Consider the following 20,367-nt stretch of genomic DNA (forward strand, 5'->3'; position numbering starts at 1 on the left):
TGATTGTTTTCACATCGGACGTAAATATCCAATGCTCGTTCTATATTGGGTGGAACTCTTCCAATGCTCGACCACGACGTGACAACAGCTGCTATCCACGCTTGCGTTCACGATTGGACCCGGTCTTTTACCCGTCCTGACCCTCTATGATCCGATAGATGGGACAGGGAACGGAGTACGGTCTGGTCGATTTAGAGGAAGCTGACACGCCCGGCGACGAGTGGGCAGAGATCGACGTCGCCGACACTGAAGCCGACAGAATCGCCCGCAAGCGCGACCGCGAGTTCGAGCAGTTCGAGGAACGAATCAAAGACGCCGACCAGTTCAAAGTCGAACAATCGGTGTTCGACGACGCGACCTTCGCTGCGCTCTATAAACTCGTCCAGGACGGCCACGTCGAGGCGTTCGGCGGCCCACTCTCGACGGGCAAAGAGGCAAACGTCTACCACGCGCTGGGCGACGACCGCGAGGTCGCGGTCAAGATCTATCGAATCAACGCCTCGAACTTCCGGCAGATGCGTGACTACCTGGAGGGTGACCCCCGATTCGAGGGCCTGGGCGGCAAGAAGAAAGACGTTGTCCTCGCCTGGACGAAAAAGGAATTCGCGAACCTGCGGCGGGCGAAGAAAGCGGGCGTCCGCGTCCCGGAACCGATCGCCGCCGAGCGAAACGTCCTGGTCATGGAGTACATCGGGAACGAAGCGGGCCGCGCCAGGCGACTCGGCGAGGTCCACATCGAGAATCCCGAGACGGCCTACGATGTCATGCGCGAGTACATGCGCCGACTCTACGCCGCCGGGATCGTCCACGGCGACCTGAGTGAGTACAACGTCGTCTTCGACGAGGGCCAACTAGTGATCATCGACGTCGGCCAGGCCGTCACCGTCCACCATCCCAACAGTCGAGACTTTCTGGAGCGTGACTGCGAGAACGTCGCGAGTTTCTTTGCCCGGCAGGGCCTCGAGACAGATCCCGACAAGTTACTCGAGTTCGTCACTGATCCGGACCCCGACCCCTCTCGAGACTGACGATGGAGGAATACCCAGCCATCCCGTCGGTCGACGCTGCACCAAACAGTTTCTTCGAGGAGGGCCACCTGTGGCTCCTCGAGAAGATCGACGGCGCGCACCTCCGTTTTCAGCTTCAGCAGTCGGGGCTCGTGTGTTTCGGCGATCGAAACCAGGTCTACGACGATCCCGACGACGTACCCGATCCCTATCAGCACGTGGTCCGCCACGTTCGAGCGAACCTCGACCGCGAGGCGCTCCGAAACGCCGTCGACGATGTCGAGGACGTCGTCTTCTTCGGTGAAGCGACTCACCGCCAAACGATCGACTACGACTGGGATCGTATCCCGTCGTTTCTCGGCTTCGACGTCTGGTCGGCTGACGCTGGAACGTTCCGCCCGCCCGACGCAGTGCAGGCGATCTTCGACGGAATCGGGCTCGAGTCGGTGAACGTCTTCGAACGGGAACGCCGCGCTCGAGATTTCGATCCCGATTCGTACGCTATCCCACAGTCGGCGTGGGACGACGGACCGGCCGCAGGCGTCGTGATTCGGGACAAACGGGGGCGACGTGCGAAGCTCGTCCATCCCGACGCCGGTCGTGCCGACGGACCGGCCCCGGTCGACGTGCCGGCGGAAGAACTGGCAGCGAGATACGCGACCCGGGACCGACTCGAAAAAATTGCATCGAGACTCGAGGACGACCGTCGACCCGTGACGTTCGAAACGCTCTACGAGCGCGTGCTCGAGGATATCCTTCGGGAGGCTCACCGCCGACTCGGTCACGGCGAGAGCAGCGTCGAGATGGACGAGTTTCGGTCCGAGGTCGGTGCGCTCACGCGGGCGTTCCTCGAGGATCGGTCGAACGGGACGTAACAGTACTCGAGGGGCAAAACACTCTTTATCGATCCGAACTGACAGCTACTCGATGACGTCCGCTCTCGAGTGGTCGTGGCGCTGGCAGACTCCCTCGAGAGCGGACAGTGTCGTCGTGGCGGGCGACGTGGCCTAACCCGCGGCCGTGGCGGCGGGCGCTCCCTCCGTTCGTTTTCTGACTGTACCGCCGTCCAGCCACTGCAGTCGACTCCAACACGAATGCCAAACCCTACCGACGCGACCGACAGCACCGATACCGAAACGAACCCCGAAGCGAGCACGACCGACGCGGACGAGTTCACCGTCACCCCCTACGCCGTCTCCGGCGAGGTCGACTACGAGAAACTGCTCGAACGCTTCGGCGCGACCTCTCTCACGGACGACCAGCTCGACCGGTTTCCCGACCACCCGATGATCCGTCGCCGGACGTTCTACGCCGGCCGGGACGTGAACGAGTATCTCGAGGCCGCCGAATCGGACGACCCCCACGCTATTGTGACGGGCCGCGGACCGTCGGGGCCGATGCACCTCGGCCACGTCCTGTCGCTGTACCTCGCGAGGCGCTTTCAACGAGAGACGGGCACGACGGTCTACGTTCCGCTGTCCGACGACGAGAAGTACCTCGCGAAAGATCAGTCGTTCGCGTCGATCGGTGGGCACACGCGCGACAACCTCCGCGACGTTCTCGCCGTCGGCTTCGATCCCGAAAACACGCGAATCGTGATCGACACCGCCGACGCCGACGTGATCTACCCGATCGCGGTTCGACTCGCCAACTACCTCACGCCGGCCACCGTCGAAGCCGTCTACGGCCAGCAGGACACGGTCGGGTTACAGTTCTATCCGGCCGTGCAGGCGACCCACCTGCTGTTGCCGCAACTCGTCGCGGGACGACAGCCGACGCTCGTCCCCATCGCCGTCGACCAGGACCCACACGTGCGGGTCTGTCGCGACGTCGCCGCGAAGGAGTCGCTTCCGGTCGAGAAACCGGGTGCCCTGCTCGGGCGCTTCCTGCCGAGCCTCGAGGGGCCGGGCAAGATGAGTTCCTCCGGGGACGCGCCGTCGATCGAACTCACCGACGATCCAGAGACCGTCGCGGCGACGGTCAACGAACACGCCTACACCGGCGGTCGGGCGACCCTCGAGGAACACCGCGAGAAGGGCGGCGATCCGTCCGTCGACATCCCGTTCCAGTACCTCCGCTTTTTCTTCGAGGAGGACGACGCCGCACTCGAGCGGATCGCCCAGCGGTATCGAGCGGGCGAGTTGCTCAGCGGCGACCTGAAGGAACTCGCGATCGACCGGATCACCGACTTCCTGGCGGCCCACCAGCGCCGGCGCGACGCGCTGGGTGAGCTCGAGGACGAACTCGAGCCGTTCCGACTCGCCAATGCCGAGCGTTGCCGGGCACTCGAGCGGGCTGGCGTGCCGTCCGTTTCTGGGAGGGTGAGGTGATCGCCCGGGGATCGGGCACGCCCTCGAACGCGTTCACTCGAGGAGCAACGCGGCGGTGGCACCGAGGACGAAGCCGCCGACTGCGAACGGGACGCTCTGTCCTCCCAGCATCAGGGCGAAGACGAACGCCGGAAGGTCGCCGTCGGGCTGGACGAGCAACTGGAGTGCGTAGAGGACGAGTATCGGCGTGATGCCGCTTCCGAGCGCCGCGAGGAAGCCGAGTCGGTGCCAGCCACAGACGATTCCGGCGAGCGCCGGTATCACCCAGAACCCCACGAGGAGGACGGTCGTCCCCGGAGGGTGCGTGCTGGGGAGTCCGAAGAGGTCGATGGCGACGTAACAGGCAACTATTCCGATCCCGACCGCGGCGACGACGAGGCCGGCACGCGCCGGAGCCGTCCCCACGAGGACCGACCGAAGCCGGGCGGCGGAAGACCGTTTCGGTCCGCTCATATTGTGACGTCGCCGTAGCTGCGCTTAATCGTGAGGGCCACGGTGTTCGCCCCGAACGTCTTAGTGACTCGCCGGCACCCTGTGACGTATGAACATCGGGATCGTTTCAGACACCCACGACAACGTCGATGCAACCGAGCGGGCGGCTGCAATCTTCGCCGAGGAAGGCGTCGAGATTGTCGTCCACTGTGGCGACTTCGTCGCACCGTTGCTCCCGCCGTACTTCGGCGAGTTCGAACTCCACGGCGTCCTCGGGAACAACGACGGCGACACCCGTAACCTGCAGGCGGCGTTCGACGCACTGGGTGGCGAGAGCGAACTCCACGGCCGGTTCGCCGCCCTCGAGTTCGACGGCCTCTCGATGGCCGTCCTCCACGGCGAGTCGAAAGCCGAGGTCGAGGCCATCGCCGCCGCCGAGGAATACGACCTCGTCTGTTACGGCCACCACCACGTCAACGAACGCTCCGAGAACGGTCGAACGACGGTCGTCAACCCAGGTGCTCACTTCCCGACGACGGCCGACGACGACCGTACCGTCGCGATCCTCGATACGCTCTCGGAGTCGGTTCGGTTCCGGTCGGTCCTCGAGTAATCCGACGGCTCGAACGCACTGCTCTCGAGAGAACCGTCGGGACCAAGCCCTTAAACTGGCCGAGCCACTACGTAGGATATATGCAGCACGTGAAGATTCCGCAGGATCGTATTGGCGTTCTTATCGGCGAAGGCGGTGAGACGATGCGAGAGATCGAAGCCGAGGCCGAAGTCCGACTCGACATCGATTCGGAGAACGGCTCCGTCGCCATCGAGACGGTCGGCGACCCCGTTCGCGGTCTCAAAGGCCCCGAAATCGTCCGTGCGATCGGTCGCGGGTTCGCGCCCGAGGACGCACTCACGCTACTCGACGACGAGATGATGATGTTCGACGTCGTCGACATCGACGCCGCCGCCCGCAACAAAAACGACCTGCAACGACAGAAGGGCCGTCTCATCGGCGAAAACGGCCGCACTCGAGAGCTGATGGAGGAACTCTCCGGCGCATCCGTCGTCATCTACGGCTCGACGCTCGGGATCATCGGCACGCCCGAGGAGGTCGACGCCGTCCGTACCGCCGCGGAGATGATTCTCGACGGTGCGCCCCACGGTACCGTCTACTCGTTCCTCGAGGAGAAACACAACGAGATGAAACATCAGGGACTCGAGTATCACCGGTTCCCCGGTGGCACGTCCGATACCTGAACGCGAACGTTTCGCCGCCGCCTCTTCGACGAACGCCGTTCTGATCCGCTCGTAGCGGTTTCGGTTTCGATCGCAGTTCTCCCGAGCGTTGAACCATTAAATACCCCTCTCCTGGATCGTCGGATACCCCCTGGATGAACCGACTTCGACGCGCCGTATCCGCGAAATTGGGAAAGACTTATATAGAATAGCAATCAATCCATCGACTGACTATGGCACAACAGCAGATGGGCAACCAGCCTCTTATCGTTCTCTCGGAGGAGAGCCAGCGCACCTCCGGCAAAGACGCACAATCGATGAACGTACAGGCCGGCAAGGCCGTTGCCGAGTCCGTCCGGACCACACTCGGTCCGAAGGGAATGGACAAGATGCTCGTCGACTCCACGGGTAACGTCATCGTCACCAACGACGGCGTCACCCTGCTCTCGGAGATGGAGATCGACCACCCGGCGGCCGACATGATCGTCGAAGTCGCCGAAACCCAGGAAGACGAGGTCGGTGACGGGACCACCAGTGCCGTCGTCGTTGCTGGCGAACTCCTGAGCCAGGCCGAGGACCTCCTCGACCAGGACATCCACGCGACCACCCTCGCCCAGGGGTACCGCCAGGCCGCCGAAGAAGCCACCGAAGCCCTCGAAGAGATCGCGCTCGACGTCGACGAAGACGACGACGAAATCCTCCACCAGATCGCCGCTACGGCGATGACCGGCAAGGGAGCCGAAAGCTCCCGCGACCTGCTCGCGGATCTGGTCGTCGAGGCCGTCCAGTCCGTCGCCGACGACGGTGAGATCGACACCGACAACATCAGCGTCGAGAAAGTCGTCGGCGGCTCCATCGACGAGTCCGAACTCGTCGAGGGCGTCATCGTCGACAAGGAGCGCGTCTCCGAGAACATGCCGTACTTCGCCGAGGACGCGTCGATCGCGGTCATCGATGGCGACCTCGAGGTCAAAGAAACCGAAATCGACGCCGAAGTCAACGTCACCGACCCCGACCAGCTCGAGCAGTTCCTCGAACAGGAGGAACAGCAACTCCAGGAGATGGTCGAAGAGATCGCCGACGCCGGTGCCGACGTCGTCTTCGTCGACGGCGGTATCGACGACATGGCCCAGCACTACCTCGCCCAGGAGGGCATCATCGCCGTCCGCCGCGTCAAGTCCAGCGATCAGGGTCAGCTCGCCCGCTCGACCGGTGCCACGCCTGTCTCGAGCACCGCAGACCTCACCGAAGACGACCTCGGCTTCGCCGGCAGCGTCGCCCAGAAAGAAATCGCCGGTGACCAGCGCATCTTCGTCGAGGACGTCGACGACGCGAAGTCTGTCACCCTGATCCTCCGCGGTGGCACCGAACACGTCATCGACGAGGTCGACCGCGCAGTCGAAGACTCGCTGGGCGTCGTCCGTACGACCCTCGAGGATGGCAAGGTGCTTGCCGGTGGCGGCGCACCCGAAGTCGACCTCTCGCTTGCCCTGCGTGACTACGCCGACTCCGTCGGCGGCCGCGAACAGCTCGCCGTCGAAGCCTTCGCGGACGCACTCGAGGTCATCCCACGCACCCTCGCCGAGAACGCCGGGCTGGACCCCATCGACTCTCTCGTGGAGCTGCGTGCCGACCACGACAGCGGTAACGAAGCTGCTGGCCTCGACGCCTACACCGGCGACACGATCGACATGGGCGAAGAAGGCGTCTACGAGCCGCTGCGAGTGAAGACCCAGGCAATCGAGTCTGCCACCGAAGCCGCAGTTATGCTGCTGCGCATCGACGACGTCATCGCCGCAGGCGACCTCGCCGTCGAAGACGACGACGACGAGGACATGCCCGCTGGCGGCCCAGGTGGTATGGGCGGTGGCATGGGCGGCATGGGCGGTGGCATGGGCGGCATGATGTAGACGAGGTTCGAAACGAACAAGTGAGAACCTCGTAAGGCGAGCAGGAGACGGAGTGACCCGCGAGCCAGAAACTAAAAGCCCCTTCGCTCCGCTCCGCGACGCAAAGCGTTGCTCCACATCGCTCGTCAGCCCGCTCGGGCCTCCGGCCCTCGCGGTAAGAGTATAACACCACCTTCGAATCATCAATCGCCGACTCGAGTCGGCCGACACTCTTCTTTCGTCGTCGCTCCCGATAGCTCCTCGGACCGCGATGGCAACGACGCGATTCTGGGTATTATCGATTTCTCACATTTTCCACGACTCCTCCGACAATTCACTACGAATAAGTAGGCTCCCGCAATATCTGCCATACATGAACACGCTTCTGTTGGACAGTGACGATGTCGACGACAACGCCCGAATGTCTGCAGTCGTCGACGCGGTCGAGGAAGCTTTCGGCTCCTTCGAGCGCGGCGACTGCCAGATGCCGGCTAAATCCTACATCGACCTGCCACAGTACAACGGCGACTTCCGGTCGATGCCCGCCTATCTCGACACCGGCGAGTGGGACGCCGCCGGTCTCAAGTGGGTCAACGTCCACCCCGACAATCCCGAAAAACACGATCTACCGACTGTCCTCGGGACGATGATCTACTCTGATCCCGTGACCGCCGCTCCGCTCGCGATCATGGACGGCACTGCGCTGACGATGAAACGCACCGGTGCCGCCGCAGCCGTCGCAACCGACTACCTCGCCGTCGAGGACGCCACTTCGATGGGTATCGTCGGTGCGGGCGTCCAGTCGTACACGCAACTCGAGGCGATCAGTGAGATTCGATCGATCGAGGAAGTCGTCGTCGCGGACAAAGACGACGAGCGAACCCAACAGTTCATCGATGCCTTCGACGACCAGTTCGACGTCCGCGCCGGGTCGATTTCCGAAGCCGGCCACTGCGACGTCGTCTCGACGGTGACGCCGGTCGAAGAACCGATCGTCGGCCCCGAGGACGTCACAGAGCACACGCATATCAACGCGATGGGTGCGGACGCGGAAGGAAAACAAGAACTCGACGACGACCTCCTGCTCGATGCGACGGTCGTCATCGACGACCACGAACAGTGTACTCACTCCGGCGAGATCAACGTCCCGTATCACGAGGGAATTCTCTCGGACGCCGACATCCACGCCGAAATCGGCGAACTCGTCGTCGGCGACGAACCCGCACGTACCGACGACACCGGCGTCACAGTCTTCGACTCGACCGGGCTGGCCATCCAGGATGTCGCGGCCGCACACGTCGTCTACGAACACGCCCTCGAGAACGACAACGGGTCGCCGTTCGGCCTAATCGGCGCTGACGGCGTCTAGTACGCCCCAACCGTCGACTGACGGGTCGAATCGAGCCACACCGCCAGATTCGACCCATCAGTTCAGGCTTGGTCCGCCACTAGTGCTTTGGCAAGCCTGAACGGATGAGTGAAACCGAATGCGGTCGTCTGGGTTCACTCAGCAGTCGACGCTTGGCGGAGTATTAGCGCAGCCCGTCATTCGTGTAAACTACCCCACCCTACTCCTTCGGCGCATACGCGCCTCAGTCCTTGAGGGTGGGGGTTTGATGTGGACACCTGGCAATCAGTCACCAGCAATAGGCTGGTAACTCTCGCCGTTCAACAGCCCACCATTCACACGCACGTCTACTGGTGCGTCTCCGCTCCCCGACGTGGGCGAGGAACGGAATCTGTGTTTCCGCTTCCGGGCGTAGCGTAGCCCGATATTCTTCGCTGCATTGTAGTCTGCGTTCACCTCGTAGCCGCACTTCTGGCACTCGAAGTGTTCTCCGTGGCGGTTGTCCTCATGCGTGAACCCACAGTCCGTCCGAGAACAGCGTTGGGACGTGTGGTTCGGCGCGACTTGCTCCACGGAGACGCCCTGTTCGGGAGCTTTGTACCCGACGTACTCGGCAAGGCGTCGAAGCGCCCAGATGTGGTGCCACTTCGCCTGCGGAAGCCGCTTGCGGATGTCCGGTAGGTCCTCGAACACGATCACGTCGCATCTGTTCTCGACGGCTTCCGAAACGATCTCGTTGGCGATCGTGTGGATGTACTGTTTCCGCCATGCTTCTTCGCGCTTGCCAAGGCGAAGCACGGCGTTGTGCGCGGCTTGCGTGCCGCGCTGTTGCATCTCACCACGCCGCTTCTCGAACTCGCGGCACCAATGGTCGTAGTCGTTTCCCTGCCAGAACGTGCCGGTTGAAGCTACTGCGAGGCTGTTGACGCCGAGGTCGATACCGAGGACTGTGTGGTGCTCAGTATCTTCCGAAACCTCGTCATCGTCCGAATCGTACCTCCGCGTCGTGATGTGGAAGTAGAACTCGTCGGTCGCCTTGTCGTATTGGAGTGTGCTTGCTCGGAACTCGTAGTCCTCCGAGAGAACGTACTGCTCGTATGGCGTCGGGCTGTCCGCGGGGAGTTCAAACTCGCACTCAATGCGTCCGTTGACGGTCGAGAGGGATACGCGGTCGCGGTAGAACGTTGCGCTTCGCTTATCGTAGACCATGCTCTAGGAAGTGAACTCCGGTTGGCTCACGCGCTTGCCCTGTTTCCACCGTTCGGCGCACCCTTTCGTCGCTTGGACGGCACGTCGGATGGCCTCTTGAACGAGGTTCGCGGTGAGGTCAGTTTTCTCCCACAGCTCCGCGTAGAGTGCGTCCCGTGCGGTCGTGTTCGCCGTAACGCAGTCCGTGTAGGAGCGGTCGTCTCAACAGAACTCGGCAGCACGGTTCGCGCAATGAAGGAACTGTCGCGCGGATTCGTGGAGGTCGTCGCGTCGCTCATCGGGAACGACGAGTTTGACCGGCGCAGTTCGACGCACCTCCATATTTCAGATTACTACTTGGCGGTTGTTATACTCTCGGGAGCCGGGTAGCTACCGTCGTGCGGTTGCGTCGCCCTTAGTCGGTTTCCTCTCCGACCTACTCGCTCGCTACACTCGCTCCTCGAGGTCGGAGGCTCCACCTCGAATTATGCTGAGTATCGACCACGTCATCGACAATTCTCGGCGACGACCGCCTCGTTTTCCCGTTCGACCGCCGGTTCGGGGTCGTCGGTCACTGTCGCCGTTCGCTTGCTGTCTGGCAACCGCCCGTAACTGCCGCGACCGACCGCACAAAACGCCGGATCGCGTTGATGTGATCGCTCTCGAGACGACCACGTCGTCGACCACTAATAGTTTACTCGCCAACAATTCCATTAGTTTAAATAGGTTGACGAGATCAAATCTTCTCACGAAGACATAGTTACCGATGGCAGGGACCGATAGAAACTCACATTGTCCTGAATGCAACGGTACGCTGCGGAAAGTCGACACTGAAACGCTCTGTGAAGAGTGTGGGCTCGTCTTCAGCGAAGACGCGATGGACCGTGGCCCCGAATGGCGGTCGTTCGAAGACGAAGAGACCGACCGCCGACGAACCGGCGCTCCGCTGACCCGATCTCGGCACGACCGCGGACTGTCAACCGAAATCGGCTACGGAAGCGGCTCCAACTCGAGTTACGAGTCCCGGCTTACCGGCCGCAAACGTCGCCAGATCGCACGCCTCCGGCGAGAGCACAACCGTGCCCGAATCGCCTCGAAGGCAGAACGAAATCAAGTCTACGGGTTCGCGGAAATCAGGCGCGTCAACGCCCACCTCTCACTTCCCGACTCCACCCGCGAACAAGCGTGTGCGCTGTTCGAGTCCGCACAGTCTGCCGACCTGTTTCAGGGACGGTCACTCGAAGGGTTCGCCGCTGCGGCCGTCTACGCTACCTGTCGGACGCGATCGATCGCTCGGACAGTTGACGAAATCGCAGCCGTCGCACGCGCAGACAGCGACGAACTCACAGTTGCGTACAAGGCACTGAACCGCGAACTCGGGTTGCCGACCGGTCCGATCGATCCCACGGAGTATCTCCCGCGCTACGCCTCGAAACTCGACCTCGGAACCGAAGTCGAACGCCGCGCTCACGAACACGTGACGACGCTACTCCAGGAGGGACGGATCGGTGGACGGAATCCAAGCGGCGTCGCCGCGGCCTGTCTCTATCAGGCGGCTGGCGAACGCCAAGAGTGGCCGACGATCACGCAGGCGACGGCAGGCGAGGTCGCCGACGTCGCCCCGGTGACGATTCGGTCGACGGTGAAAGACATCCGTGACCTTCGTAAGTAACTACTGCCAGGTTCGTCCCGTCATCGCGATTGCCGCCACGCCCGCGCCCATTCTGTAGCCGGCTCGGAGTCGTTCGGTGGACCGGCCGATCGCCTCGCCCTACGTCGTCCGCAGGTTGTCAGTGCTCGGCTCGTAGACCTCGCCTTTCTGTTTGAGTTTGTCGATCTCGTGTTCGGCTTTAGACTGGTCCATCCCGATCTCCTCGGCTCGGTCCAGGACGATGTCGACCGGTGCTCCCTCGTCGTACTCCTCTTCGATGTCGCCGATGAGCTGTTTGAGGTTCTTGATCCGGTCTCGCTGGGACTTCGAGGTGCCGGCCTCGACGATATCCGCGTCGAACTCGCCGGTCTCAGGATCGACGCCGATGTCCTGTAGGCAGGACCGAACGATCTCGACCGACTGCTCGGCGTCGTGTTGCTCTACCGTATCCGAGAGCCGAACGCGGGCGCTGGCTTCTGCCAACCGGACCAGTGCCTCGAGTTTCCGGGCGGTGACGGGAACGGCTGCGTCCTCGTCGGTGCCACGCGCCCGCAAGTCGACGTAGAAATCCCGGATCGTCTCCTGGGCTTCGTCGGTCATCCGCGGGTGGCAGTTTTGCTTCGCGAAGGCGATATACTTCCGCAGGAGTTCGGCGTCGATCTCGGGGTCGACCTGCTCTGTCATCTGCTCGATTTCGTCCTGATCGACCTCGAGGGAGGTCATCTGTTCCTGTTGAGTCGTCAACTCGCCTGCGTAGTTGGTCGTGAGGATGTGTTCGGCGAGGTTCTTGTCTTTCTCCTCGTCGGGCTGGTCGGTGACGGTGAAGATGAGGTCGAATCGGGAGATCAGGGCGGGCTCTAAGTCGATCTGCTCGCCGATGGGTTCGTACTGGTCGAAGCGCCCGTACTTGGGATTGGCCGCGCCCAGCAGCGAACAGCGGGACTTGAGCGTGGCGTTGATACCTGCCTTGGAGACGGAGATTTTCTGCTGCTCAAGGGCCTCGTGCATAGCACTCCTGTCTTCGCTGCGCATTTTATCGAGTTCGTCAACCGCTGCGATCCCCTGGTCGGCGAGGACGAGTGCGCCGGCCTCGAGGGTCCACTGCTGGCCGTCGCCGAAGTCGTCTCTCACAGCTGCTGCCGTCAGACCAGCCGACGACGAACCTTTTCCCGAGGTATACACGGACCGAGGTGCAATATTTTGGATATATCCGATCATCTGGGAATTATGCGAGACGATCCCGTTTGAAACGTAGCTGTGCGTTCCGTCGATCTCGAGGTCGTATACCCAATTGTAATCGGGCTCGACCGTCTCGATTGATTCAATACGTTCCCAGTAGACGTCCCCTTCGACGAATTGCTCGAGAGCGGCGATGCTCGCTCTTACAGATCCACCGTCTGCTAATGCACCCGCCTCGGCCTGACTTTTCTCCCTTGGTAGTGCGTCTTTGAAGGCTCCAATGACCTCTCGAAGGCTCTCGCGGCTCGGATTCCTCGACCTTTGCTCGTAGTGTTGATATGTCGACCGAGGGAGCCCACATTCAGCTTGTGTGAGCGATAGCGACTCTCGGATCTGCCGAAGCTCCGATCCGACACCGGGAACGATATCAAGATTGGTATTCCCTTTTGTATCGGCGTACCGTTCAGCAGATTTCTGTTTTCGTGGCGTTACAAACCCAATCTTCGCGACGTACTTCTCGAATTCGCTGGCGCTTATTCTGAGCCGATAACTACCATTACGTCGCTCGTGGAGTTGTGACCGAATTTCGACAGAGAGCAGGAGTGTTCTGATGTCTTCGAGCAGCCCACGGCTCATCGAAGCGACGGTTATCTCTCGCTGCGATGCCGAAACGTGGCCTTCTCCTTCGATGAACGCTTTGAGGAACTCCGATCGTATCGGGTCACTGGCTTTGAAAAGGTCATCCGGAACACATTGTTCGTCGGACGACTGAAGGATATACGGTTCGAGCGCTTCGAGAAAGCTTACGAGCTCACCTGCTGAACAGCGTAGTTCACGGGCTTCCTTGCCCTCGTGGGCATCCCGTTCCGTCGTATTGAGACCAAGTTCCTCAAGAGCGTTCGTTGCATCGTTCAGGACCGCTCTATCGTTGGTTGTAATCGAAACGAAGCCGGTGTTGTCGTCTCGCTGCTCTACATAACCTTCTACAATGACGTACCCGATTAGCCGGGCTAACGAGGGTGTCCACTCTGTCGGTAGGTCGAGTTGAACCGCATTCCGGGATTTGGATCGCCGGAAGTCGATATCGAGAACATCATCTCCATCTGTTGGATAGTTTTTGGGTGCAGCAACAAACTGCCCCTCAGTGAGATCGTCTGCGACAATTGGTGTGAACTGTCCGTCTTGTTGAACAAACAGCGGATGCGACGGCGTTACCTCCAGTTCCCGCCCGCTCGAAGTCCGAACTCGGCACATCTGCTCCGGTGCTTCCCGTTTCCAAACTTTCGTCGCTCGTTGCGGAGCGATCGAGCCGTCGTCTTGTAAAGAAGGAACCTCGAGATCGATCTCGTCCCACCAGCCGTCATCTATTGGTTTCGGATCCTCGAGATTCGACTCGACGAGTTGGTGGATCGGTGCCGTTCGTCCGTCCGCGAGCGTGATCTTCGTATCGCCTTTCACACACTTCCCTGTACCCGGATCCCCGATAAGAAGCATATGCAGGTCGCCCCGAATTCGCGACCCGTCCGGCAACTGTTTCGTCACGCCCGAGAACAACTGGAGGACCATCGCGAGTTTCTCCTGTTCGTAGCCGTAGATCGACGGCGCGATCGAACCGACCATCCGCTCGTAGACGTCGTCCCCGTTGGAGATCTCGTAGATCTGTTTCTTGTCCTCGTCGGTGATGTCCATGTCTTCGAACTGTTCTTCCTCGATGTCGACGGACATCCCCTCCATGTAGAAGTCGAAGACGGGGGACTTGTCCTGGCCGTCGCCCTGTTGCTCGAGGCGAAGGACGCCGGCCGCAGAGACGTGGTCACCGGGAGTCACCTCGCCAGTAATGTCGTCCTCGACGTGGATGTCTAGCGACTGGGGCGTCTCGCCACCGCGCAGGCCTTCGGGGCTCTCCTGAATGCGGAGCTTCTGGGAGTCGACGAACTCCGACTGATCGAAGTTGACCTGGAACGGTCCCTGGCGTTCACAGCCCTGGCACTCGTGGGGTTCCTGGAAGTCCCCGCTGGACTGTGGCACGCGGGTGAGGGTGCCACAGAGCTGGCACTCGAAGGCTGCCTCCTCGATCTTGGGGCGGACGTCGGTCGCCTTCCGGACGATACCCCGAACTTCGACCAGCGAGTTCATGTCCCGCGAGCGAATCTCGCGGATCTCGGGCGACTCGGTCTTGGGGAGGTTCCGGATCCGGACGTGTGCCTGGCCGAGACTCACGTCGATCGGAAGGTCGTACAGCCGCAACGCCTCCTCGGCGTACCGCTGGAGCTGTTCAGGCTGGCTCAGGAAGTCGTCCGCGAGATCGGGATCGAATCGGTAGAGATCCTGCCAGTCAACGTATAGCGATCGCTTTTCGTTGGGGTATTGCTGCGCAAGCTGCTTGATCTCGTTGTCGTAGTAGTTACGGAAGAACTGCTCGAAAGAGTCGACGAGTTCTGAAGTTCCCGCTTGCGCCATTGCACTGTGATAGGGTCGCCACGAGGTATAAATGTGGGTACACCAGGGCGAAACCGTCCCGGTCCACGCAGTTCCGTCTCGAGTCTGTCACGCCCGAAAAGCACGCCACCATCCTGTGAACGTTCGGACCACGCCGGAGACGCACACGCCGGGGCCCTGTCGTCCCTGTCGTCCCCGTGTGGCCACGGCCGTACTTTATCAGCCAGGTGTATGTATATACTCCCTACACCGTTTGGCCGAACTGCCCGGCGGCGTCGAGTTCCCGGCTGACGAACCGGGCCTGCGTGGACGATCGGGTACCGGCGCGACAGAGAGCCGGCAGCGACCTCGCCTTCACTCGAGCAACAGCCCCTGTCGGATCGCCACTCCGACCGCGACGAGGCCGATACCCACCACCAGTAAAACCACGGACTGGACGGTCAGCGCTGCCAGCGTCCCCGAGGCGATTCCGAGCACGAAGTCAGCCATCGCCGGTGGTGTCTCCCCACCTGCGAACAGCAGCTCGATCTGCTCGCCAGCGACGTGCGAACCGACGATCCCCGTCGTGCCGACGAGCGTCGAGACGACGCCTGCCGACAGGGCTGTAGTCGACGGCGGCGCTACCCATGCCATCAGGCCGACGATCCCAAGACACACCAGCGGCAAAACGATCGCGAGCAAGCTCGCCGTCGAGACGACCGCCTGCCCCATTTCGAGGGACTCCGTCGCGTCGTCGTCCATCCCTTCGGTTAGATCGATCTGCGCTCCGTCGGCGAGTTCGGATTCGACGCCGGCGACGAGTTCGGTTTCGAACTCCTCTTTTGCCGACTCGACCTCGGTGACGTACTCGTCGTATCCCATCTCACCAGTGAGGGCGTCGACCCGTGCTGTCAACAGCGCGTGTGCAGGCTCCTCGAGATCTGCGTCGAGACCGTCCCCGTAGCGTTCTTGCTCGAGTAGTTCGTCGCGTTCGGTGTAGAGATCGAGACGGATCGCATCCATCCGTTGATCGAGTTCTTCCGCGGGTACTTCACGGTCTCCACCTCCTTGCAACTCTTCTTTCTGCTCTTCTCTGAACTCGTCGCGGTACTGAGCGAACTGTTCTTCACTCTCCGCCATCGCTTCGATCTCGTCACCCTGCGGGAAGTCAGCCTCGCCGAGATCGAGGCCGGTCATCTCCTCTTCGAGTTCGGTGAGCACGTTCTGGTTGGCTCTTTCGAGGTCGATCTCGAGGTGGAGTTCGTCGGTCTCCCCGTGGAGAAACGCGTACAATCGATCGACGTTTTTCTCACCTTGCTCTCGAATCTCCGCTTCGATCACTGCTTCCCGAACGCCATCTTCCAGTTCATCGGCCGGTAGCGCGTTGCCACTGGTAGAGAGCGTCTGCATGGCGTCTTCCTGAACCTCTTGGGCCAACGCAGCATAGAGTCCCTCCTCGTCGGCGGTATCCTTGACGAAGTCGCTATCGAGGACGGTTCGGTCAGCTGCGACGACCAGGTTCGTCGAAAGCAACGCAACGACGAGTACGATTCCGAGAACGGCAAACAAAAGCTTGGTCCCTGTCCCCATACACCTCTGACTCGAGACTGCCTACTTAAATCTCATTGCCGCCGATCGCTCGAAATCTCACCGCTTCGACCCTCAACAGGAACGTTCGACGACCGTGTAGTGTTGCGGTGCTTCCTCGTACTCGCCCTCGAGCGGTTTGGACTGGATGAACCGATAGAGAGTCACCGTCTCGAGTTCGTCCTCGCCGTACTCGTCGACGGCCTGCTCGCAGGCCCAGTCGGCGTAACTCGTCGCGATGATCCCTTCCGAGTCGTCCGTACCCGAGTCGCGGACGCTCTCTAAGTACTTTCGTTCCCGAAAATTCTCGTACTCCTGTGCGGCGTCCGGCGGTCTGTCGGCCGTGATGTTTTCGTCACCGAACGCACCGACTGCGGACCCGTTTTCCAGTCGAGCCTCGGTCCCGAACCAGCCGTACGACTCGGACGGGTCCGGTGCGTACAGCCCCCACCGCTGTTCGTCGAGGTGTGGCGAATAGATCTCGTCGGGAACGTCGTAGCTCGAGGCGTGGGTCGCACCGAACAGAAGCATCCAAACGAGCACCAGAAAGCCAGCAACCGTCAGCACCGACCGGGCGTAGCCGGTGACAAACGACGCGATCTGTCCGTGGCCACGTCGACGGAGTCCCCCGAGAGCGCGCCACTCGAGTGGTGGCCGCTCGAGCGGGCCGAGCCACGACACTCGGGGCCGGAAACGAGCGAGCCGAGACGGCACCAGGTGCTCGAGTGCGTCCCAGAACTGCGTCGGCAAAAACGGGAGCACTGCAGCCGCGAGGACGAGCGGGAACAGTCCGACCGAAACCGACAGCAGTAGTCCGCCGAAGGCTCCGAGATAGACGAAGACGACCGGCACGCGCTGCCATCCTCGCGTCAGCAACAGAAACGCCCCAGAGCCCGCAAGCAGGGTGATCCACACCCAGTTGAACAGCTCGAGGAGGGCCGGATACGAGCCGAGGTGGTTCCCGAGGAAAATCGTCATCTCGTCGCTGGCGAACGCGATCGTGATTCCCTCTCCAGCGTACCAACTGTCGCCTTCGTGTTTGAGGATCGCGTTCTGTGTGAAGACGACGACCGGTTGAGCAAGCAACGCAACGGTCCCGAACGTCACGACGGTCGTACGGGCGGAGCCGCGGCGAAGCGCGTCGACCGACCACCGTTCGCCAAGCGGCGTCAACAACGCGACGATGAGCAGGACCCGTAACAACTGGTCCGCCCCGTTGAGGACGGCCGGGTTGCGGGCGTGCAACGAGAGCAACAAGACGAGAGAGACGAACCCGACCAGTCGCGTCCGGTAGCCGAGAATCAACGCGACCGCGAACGCGCCAGCGATCACGAACAGGAGCTGCTGGAACCACACCTCGCCGGAGGCCGCATGCAGAGAGAAACCGGTGTATCGACTGTAGGTACTCTGGTAGACCTCCAGTGGATAAACGCCAGCGTTCGTGTAGAACGTCTCGAGTGAGCCTGCACGGTGGAACAGGTCGAACAAGACGATCGATCCCAGCGCGATTCGAAGGGCAGCGAGTGCGCGGGTGTCGACTTCGAGACGCGCTCGAGCGTGGCGTCGAACGGGCTGGAGAGCCGTCCACAACCGGTTGTGAACGGCGACGCTTCGGTCCGGATCTCGTCGGTGGCTGGGAGTCATGCGGAGACCTCTACGCGGCGTGTCCCGTCGTCTGGAGGGTGATACTACCGGCTGGTAGCGCGTCGGATATAAGTTTTGTGAACTGACACGTCAGTCGTGGCGTTTGCGAGCGAAAAGACAGTCGCTCGAATTTGCCCTGGTGAAAGATGCATCCGCTCACTTCGTCCACAGACCGTCACATCAGGAGAGAACGACTGTTCGATAGCGACAGCTCACGGGTTTCGGAATCGCATGGGATCGCCCGGATTTGAACTACGCCCGAGAACCTGCGCCTGCGGCGCAGAACCTCGGTCTAGTTCAAATCGGCCGATCGTCAGGAATTCGTCGCTCACGAGTTCGTTCGCGACAGAATGAATGGGATCGCCCGGATTTGAACCGGGGTCACGGGCACCCAAGGCCCGAAGTATACCAGGCTAACCCACGATCCCGTACTCCCACTTCCGTGCGGACAACATAAAGGGTTTCGTTCCGGACCGAACGGTTTTGATCGTCGGCAGCATACGGTCGAGTATGGTAACAGGACTCGAGATCCTCCTGTTGGTCCTCGTTCTCGTCGCCGTTCTCGGTGCGTCGACGATCGTCGAGACGGTTCGTCCGTTCATCGCCAACGCAGTCGTCGGCCTGCTCGCGTTGTTTCTCGCACAGGCCGTCTTCGGTCTCCCGGTCACTATCACGCCTATCGTGCTCGCTATCGTCGCACTCGGAGGCTTTCCGGGGGCAGTGCTTGTTGCCCTGCTGTCGCTGTTTGGCGTCGCATTCGTCCCCTGACCCTCTCGAGTTCGGGTAGCATCCGAATCGGACAAAACCTGGCGTCGTGTTTACTCTTTTCTGGTACGGATTGCTGTCCCGATGTCTCGGTGCAGTCGCTTCAACGCGCGGTTGCGCCGGCGATGCCGTACAGTGACCGACGATACCGATCAGGTAACTCGCCCCTCGAGACCGCTCGCTCGGACGTGCCTACTGGCGGACCGGTGCCACGGGACGAACCGCTGACACTCGAGGACTGGCCGACGCCGACCGGTCACTCGAAGCGGTTTTGGACGCCCTCGAGGAGGACGGTTCCGTCCTGGTCCTCGAGTCGGACGACGAGACGGAGGCGATCGTCAGGGGCGCGTCTGGTATCGTCCCAATCGTCGGCTGCTGTGTCGACTCGGCCACACGACCGGGTTTGACTCACTAGTACCGTCCCAACCGTCGACCGACTAGTTGAGAGTTGGTCCAAACCGATCACGATTCTCGATCAGGAGTAGAGTGCACTAGCCAGAGTAGACTTGGGACGGTACTAGTGCTTTGGCAAGCCTGAACGGATGAGTGAAACCGAATGCGGTCGTCTGGGTTCACTCAGCAGTCGACGGTTGGGACAGTACTAGCTACAGTAGCGTGCCGATCAGCAGATCCCCGTAGAGTACGGCGATCACGAGACCGACGAAGATCGGGGCGAGAAACGGCGTGCCGGGTGAGACCCAAACCGTCTCGGTGTCTGCATCCGCGAGGACCTCGAGCCCCTCCCGCAGTTCTGCTGGCGTCGTCCCGTAGGCCGACCCGTCGATGTCCGTGAGGAAGATGCGCGCTCCCCAGGGATCGTCGTGATCGCTGTCGGCCGCGAGTCCGGCCTCCGGATCGACCTCGAGCGAGCCGTTGGTTCGGACCTCGGCGTCGACCGCCCCGTCGCTCGGCGGGTTCGGATCGTTCGGTAGCGTCACCGGGTCCCGGAAGGTCGCGGGGTCTTCCTGTATCTCCTCGAGCGTGAGGCCGCGCCACCGGAGGTACATCCGGAGGGCGTCCAGGTCGAGGCCGCTCCGGGAGACGCCGGCCGTCGTCTCGAGCAACTGGCCGTGGTGGTCGGGAACGTCGTCCCAGCGGACGGGCCAGCCGATGAACATGACGGGCGTGAGACGGCCTGAGACGGCATTTCGCACGGCGAGTGCGATCGGGATCAGGATCGCGACAAGAACGGCGTTGGTCAGGATCGTAAACGAGAACGAGCCGATCGGCGTCGTCGTGACCGGCAGAGTGACGGAACCGACTGCGTACTGCGGGAAGGTTGGGAACAGCAGGGCGAGCACGAGCAACGCCTTCGCGTCGGCACCGCCGAAGCCGCCGAACCACCAGAACGTGTACGCGATCGGGACGACGACCCCGAAACTGATCGCGGCCGGGACGAGAAACTCGTCGATCCAGACCTGGCCGCCGGCCGCCCGAGCGAGTTGGGCCTCCCAGAGGAGCAAGACGCCCCCGAGCAAGGCAAGCGGAATCCAGACGCCGCTCGAGACGCGTCTGGTCTCGATATCTCGGATGGCGACCCAGGCGAAGACCGGAAGGGCGACGAGCCGCAGCAAGTCCGGGGCCGTCGCCGAGACGAACGCGAGTGTCACGTCACCCACTCTCGAGTGAAGTGGTGTTATCCTTTCGGCCTCGATCGTGGCGACTCGGTTTCACCGGCAGGTATCGGAGAAAG

General features: G+C 61.8%; 15 protein-coding genes, 1 tRNA gene and 1 pseudogene. 9 read left to right on the plus strand and 8 right to left on the minus strand.

Annotated features, from left to right (window positions below; all coding sequences use genetic code 11):
- Window positions 1–158 precede the first annotated feature (158 nt).
- From rio1 to NATGR_RS08455, 3 genes are all read left to right on the plus strand, one after another.
- The gene (gene rio1 / locus NATGR_RS08445; protein WP_005578354.1) at window positions 159–1,028 is read left to right on the plus strand and encodes a serine/threonine-protein kinase Rio1; all 870 of its coding nucleotides are present in this window, start codon (window positions 159–161) and stop codon (window positions 1,026–1,028) included.
- Between the two features lie 2 nt (window positions 1,029–1,030).
- Window positions 1,031–1,882, plus strand: coding sequence for an RNA ligase family protein (locus NATGR_RS08450; protein WP_005578352.1), 852 nt, complete (start codon window positions 1,031–1,033; stop codon window positions 1,880–1,882).
- Between the two features lie 219 nt (window positions 1,883–2,101).
- Window positions 2,102–3,337: a tryptophan--tRNA ligase gene (locus tag NATGR_RS08455; RefSeq protein WP_005578350.1), complete on the plus strand. Its 1,236-nt coding sequence runs from the start codon at window positions 2,102–2,104 to the stop codon at window positions 3,335–3,337.
- 33 nt (window positions 3,338–3,370) lie between these two features.
- Here NATGR_RS08455 and NATGR_RS08460 read toward each other — a convergent pair whose 3' ends face one another.
- The gene (locus tag NATGR_RS08460) at window positions 3,371–3,790 is read right to left on the minus strand and encodes a hypothetical protein (protein WP_015233468.1); all 420 of its coding nucleotides are present in this window, start codon (window positions 3,788–3,790) and stop codon (window positions 3,371–3,373) included.
- A gap of 88 nt (window positions 3,791–3,878) precedes the next feature.
- Here NATGR_RS08460 and NATGR_RS08465 point away from each other — a divergent pair, with 88 nt between their 5' ends.
- The 4 genes from NATGR_RS08465 to NATGR_RS08480 all read left to right on the plus strand — a co-directional run bounded on the left by NATGR_RS08465 (window position 3,879) and on the right by NATGR_RS08480 (window position 8,263).
- Window positions 3,879–4,382: a YfcE family phosphodiesterase gene (locus tag NATGR_RS08465; protein ID WP_005578340.1), complete on the plus strand. Its 504-nt coding sequence runs from the start codon at window positions 3,879–3,881 to the stop codon at window positions 4,380–4,382.
- Between the two features lie 80 nt (window positions 4,383–4,462).
- Window positions 4,463–5,026 (plus strand): KH domain-containing protein, encoded by a 564-nt coding sequence (locus tag NATGR_RS08470; protein ID WP_005578339.1) that lies wholly within the window; start codon window positions 4,463–4,465, stop codon window positions 5,024–5,026.
- 227 nt (window positions 5,027–5,253) lie between these two features.
- Window positions 5,254–6,915: a thermosome subunit alpha gene (gene thsA / locus NATGR_RS08475; RefSeq protein WP_049887786.1), complete on the plus strand. Its 1,662-nt coding sequence runs from the start codon at window positions 5,254–5,256 to the stop codon at window positions 6,913–6,915.
- A gap of 352 nt (window positions 6,916–7,267) precedes the next feature.
- Complete coding sequence (locus NATGR_RS08480) at window positions 7,268–8,263, plus strand: alanine dehydrogenase (protein ID WP_005578337.1); 996 nt, start codon at window positions 7,268–7,270, stop codon at window positions 8,261–8,263.
- 264 nt (window positions 8,264–8,527) lie between these two features.
- Here NATGR_RS08480 and NATGR_RS08485 read toward each other — a convergent pair.
- Window positions 8,528–9,772 (minus strand): annotated as a pseudogene (locus tag NATGR_RS08485) (RNA-guided endonuclease InsQ/TnpB family protein).
- A gap of 424 nt (window positions 9,773–10,196) precedes the next feature.
- Here NATGR_RS08485 and NATGR_RS08490 point away from each other — a divergent pair.
- A complete protein-coding gene (locus NATGR_RS08490) occupies window positions 10,197–11,102 on the plus strand; it encodes a transcription initiation factor IIB (protein WP_005578336.1) in 906 nt (301 codons plus the stop codon).
- Window positions 11,103–11,201: 99 nt separating this feature from the next.
- Here the strand turns inward: NATGR_RS08490 and NATGR_RS08495 are convergent, their stop codons facing one another.
- From NATGR_RS08495 to NATGR_RS08510, 4 genes are all read right to left on the minus strand, one after another.
- Complete coding sequence (locus tag NATGR_RS08495; RefSeq protein WP_005578335.1) at window positions 11,202–14,720, minus strand: LAGLIDADG family homing endonuclease; 3,519 nt, start codon at window positions 14,718–14,720, stop codon at window positions 11,202–11,204.
- A gap of 333 nt (window positions 14,721–15,053) precedes the next feature.
- A complete protein-coding gene (locus NATGR_RS08500) occupies window positions 15,054–16,268 on the minus strand; it encodes a hypothetical protein (RefSeq protein WP_005578334.1) in 1,215 nt (404 codons plus the stop codon).
- A 72-nt stretch (window positions 16,269–16,340) separates the two neighbouring features.
- Window positions 16,341–17,909: an HTTM domain-containing protein gene (locus tag NATGR_RS08505; protein ID WP_005578333.1), complete on the minus strand. Its 1,569-nt coding sequence runs from the start codon at window positions 17,907–17,909 to the stop codon at window positions 16,341–16,343.
- Window positions 17,910–18,264: 355 nt separating this feature from the next.
- Window positions 18,265–18,337, minus strand: a tRNA-Pro gene (locus NATGR_RS08510).
- An 82-nt stretch (window positions 18,338–18,419) separates the two neighbouring features.
- On the opposite strand from NATGR_RS08510, the gene NATGR_RS08515 reads away from it, so the two are divergent.
- Window positions 18,420–18,677 carry a pro-sigmaK processing inhibitor BofA family protein gene (locus NATGR_RS08515; RefSeq protein ID WP_005578332.1) on the plus strand — a complete coding sequence of 86 codons (258 nt, stop codon included), beginning with the start codon at window positions 18,420–18,422 and terminating at the stop codon, window positions 18,675–18,677.
- Between the two features lie 253 nt (window positions 18,678–18,930).
- Here the strand turns inward: NATGR_RS08515 and NATGR_RS19390 are convergent, their stop codons facing one another.
- Window positions 18,931–19,086, minus strand: coding sequence for a hypothetical protein (locus NATGR_RS19390; protein ID WP_155897277.1), 156 nt, complete (start codon window positions 19,084–19,086; stop codon window positions 18,931–18,933).
- A gap of 193 nt (window positions 19,087–19,279) precedes the next feature.
- On the minus strand, window positions 19,280–20,284 hold the full coding sequence (locus NATGR_RS08520) for an A24 family peptidase C-terminal domain-containing protein (protein WP_005578331.1): 1,005 nt from the start codon (window positions 20,282–20,284) through the stop codon (window positions 19,280–19,282).
- Between the last annotated feature and the right edge of the window lie 83 nt (window positions 20,285–20,367).

Origin of the sequence: Natronobacterium gregoryi SP2 (assembly GCF_000230715.2) — an archaeon.
In the GTDB taxonomy this organism is placed as follows: domain Archaea; phylum Halobacteriota; class Halobacteria; order Halobacteriales; family Natrialbaceae; genus Natronobacterium; species Natronobacterium gregoryi.

Coding starts and splice junctions, on each gene's coding strand:
- NATGR_RS08490 (WP_005578336.1), top strand. CDS start 10,197: ATGGCAGGGACCGATAGAAACTCACATTGTCCTGAATGCAACGGTACG.
- NATGR_RS08500 (WP_005578334.1), bottom strand. CDS start 16,268: ATGGGGACAGGGACCAAGCTTTTGTTTGCCGTTCTCGGAATCGTACTC.
- thsA (WP_049887786.1), top strand. CDS start 5,254: ATGGGCAACCAGCCTCTTATCGTTCTCTCGGAGGAGAGCCAGCGCACC.
- NATGR_RS08460 (WP_015233468.1), bottom strand. CDS start 3,790: ATGAGCGGACCGAAACGGTCTTCCGCCGCCCGGCTTCGGTCGGTCCTC.
- NATGR_RS08480 (WP_005578337.1), top strand. CDS start 7,268: ATGAACACGCTTCTGTTGGACAGTGACGATGTCGACGACAACGCCCGA.
- NATGR_RS08465 (WP_005578340.1), top strand. CDS start 3,879: ATGAACATCGGGATCGTTTCAGACACCCACGACAACGTCGATGCAACC.
- NATGR_RS08495 (WP_005578335.1), bottom strand. CDS start 14,720: ATGGCGCAAGCGGGAACTTCAGAACTCGTCGACTCTTTCGAGCAGTTC.
- NATGR_RS08450 (WP_005578352.1), top strand. CDS start 1,031: ATGGAGGAATACCCAGCCATCCCGTCGGTCGACGCTGCACCAAACAGT.
- rio1 (WP_005578354.1), top strand. CDS start 159: ATGGGACAGGGAACGGAGTACGGTCTGGTCGATTTAGAGGAAGCTGAC.
- NATGR_RS08505 (WP_005578333.1), bottom strand. CDS start 17,909: ATGACTCCCAGCCACCGACGAGATCCGGACCGAAGCGTCGCCGTTCAC.
- NATGR_RS08515 (WP_005578332.1), top strand. CDS start 18,420: ATGGTAACAGGACTCGAGATCCTCCTGTTGGTCCTCGTTCTCGTCGCC.
- NATGR_RS08455 (WP_005578350.1), top strand. CDS start 2,102: ATGCCAAACCCTACCGACGCGACCGACAGCACCGATACCGAAACGAAC.
- NATGR_RS08470 (WP_005578339.1), top strand. CDS start 4,463: ATGCAGCACGTGAAGATTCCGCAGGATCGTATTGGCGTTCTTATCGGC.